The sequence below is a fragment of the Streptomyces sp. MA5143a genome (genome assembly GCF_900290235.1).
Lineage (GTDB): Bacteria > Actinomycetota > Actinomycetes > Streptomycetales > Streptomycetaceae > Streptomyces.
Window position 1 is genome coordinate 1 of record NZ_OLMK01000146.1, and the last position, 1883, is coordinate 1883.

At 69.6% G+C, this 1883-nt stretch carries 2 protein-coding genes; both read right to left on the bottom strand.

Annotated features, from left to right (window positions below; genetic code table 11):
* Nucleotides 1-308 precede the first annotated feature (308 nt).
* The gene (locus SMA5143A_RS41870; RefSeq protein WP_107468016.1) at nucleotides 309-1043 is read right to left on the bottom strand and encodes an SDR family NAD(P)-dependent oxidoreductase; all 735 of its coding nucleotides are present in this window, start codon (nucleotides 1041-1043) and stop codon (nucleotides 309-311) included.
* A gap of 103 nt (nucleotides 1044-1146) precedes the next feature.
* Nucleotides 1147-1883: alanine racemase (locus SMA5143A_RS41875; RefSeq protein WP_107468017.1), on the bottom strand; the 737-nt coding region annotated here is incomplete at its 5' end.

Below are 1883 nucleotides of genomic sequence, written 5' to 3' on the forward strand. Positions count from 1 at the left end.
CAAGGGCGGCCAGGCCGCCCGCTCCGCGCAGGAGCGCTCTACGACCGATCTGGGCATCACTCATGGCAATACTCCTCATCAGGGGACGCGTGGGACCAGCTGTGCGGGGGCTTTACCTCGCAGGCGGGGGGGGGGATCGTTCAGGGCGGCGCACGCGGACAGGGCATCGTCCGACGCCGGTGACAGGCGATGATCAGCGGAGCGGGGGCGGTCCTGGTCGCGCGGTACCGATGCGCGGAGGCCGGCAGAAAGGCGCGACGGAAAGCAGGCCGTTCAGCCCGTTCCTGGTGGTGATGCCAAGCAGGGGCTCAGCCGGCGGTGTACCCGCCGTCGACGGTCAGGACCGATCCGGTCACGTACGACGACTCCGACGACGCGAAGAAGAGCACCGCGTCGGCGACCTCTTCGGGGGTGGCGAGGCGCTGGAGCGGGATCGTGCTCTCGCGCTGGCGGCGGTAGGCCTCGGGGTCGGGCCTGCGCTGGAACGCCGCTTCGATGATCGGGGTGGCGGTCAGGCCCGGAGCGACGACGTTGACGCGGATGTTGCGCGGGGCCCACTCGATCGCCGCGCCCTTGGCGAGCATGATGAGACCCCCCTTGGCGGCGGAGTACAGGACCTGCCCGGCCATGCCGACCATGCCCAGCCGTGAGCTGACGCAGACGAACGAGCCGCCGGTCTCGGGCATCAGCGGCGCGAAGTGCTTCATCACCAGGAACGCGCTGAGCAGGTTGCTCTCCAGCACGTTCCTCGCGTCGTCGCAGGCCATCTCGGTGAGCGGACCGTCGGCCTGCAGACCGTGGTTGAGGACCACGACGTCGACGGTGCCGAAGGATTCCGCGGCCTGCTTGGCCAGCTGCTCGACGAACGCCTCGTCGTTGAGGTCTCCGGGAACGTACAGGTCGTCGGGCTGAGCGCTGTCGAGCCGCTCCCTGCGGCCGGTGAGCAGCAGCCGTCCGCCCTCCCGGCGGAAGTGGGAACTCACCGCCTGCCCTATGCCACTGCTGGCACCTGTCACCAGGGCCGTGACGTTCTTGAGTCTCATGTCAGGCACTCCTCTTACGGGGGAGGTCGGTCGGGGGTGGGGGCTCGGGGAGGACGGAAGTCCCGTCCCATGCGGGTCATTCGGGTCATGTGGGTCATGTGGGTCAGTTGAGGAATCCGCGGGCGTCGACGGGCCAGCGCTCCAGCGATGTGCCCGTGCTGTCGGTGACGATGAGCTCCTCGAAGCCGAGGACGACCGGGCAGACATGGTTCGGCACGACCGGTACGACGTCGCCGACGCGGGGGCGGAACCCACCGTCCGGCAGCGGGAGGAACCCGTGGTACTCGTTGACCTTGGACAGGACCGCTCTCGTGCCGGCGATGCCGCCGTAGCCGATCTCGGGGCTGCCCTCCTTGCTGAGGGCCTTGTTGCCCACATCGAGGATGACCTGGCCGGGGACCCAGTCACTGACCACGGTCCCGGCGACGAACAGCGCGATCTGGTCCTCCGTGCAGGAGCCCAGCCGGGCGTTGTTCAGATCACCGAAGACGTACTCGCCGGGACGGATCTCGGTGATCACACTGCTGGTGGAGAACTCCAGGGTGGGAGTGGAGCCCGCGCTGACCACCTCCACGGTGACCCCGACACCTTCGAGGCCGCGTACCGCGGCGGTGAGCGCGGCTTCCTGATCCTGCGCGGCGCGTCGGCGAGCGTCCTGGTCGGCGCCACCGTGACCGGGATAGGTGAAGACGCCCACCGGCACCAGACCACGCTTGCGGGCGGCGAGCGCGAGATCGCCCGCGGCCTCGGGCGGCGCCCCGGAACGACGGGCGCCGCAGTCGACCTCGATCACGACCTCAAGCCGGTCCGGCTCGTCTCCCATCGCGTCGGCGAGAGCCT

What these genes read in the sequence shown, in the direction of transcription:
- SMA5143A_RS41870 (WP_107468016.1), bottom strand. Translation starts at nt 1,043, where the DNA reads ATGAGACTCAAGAACGTCACGGCCCTGGTGACAGGTGCCAGCAGTGGC.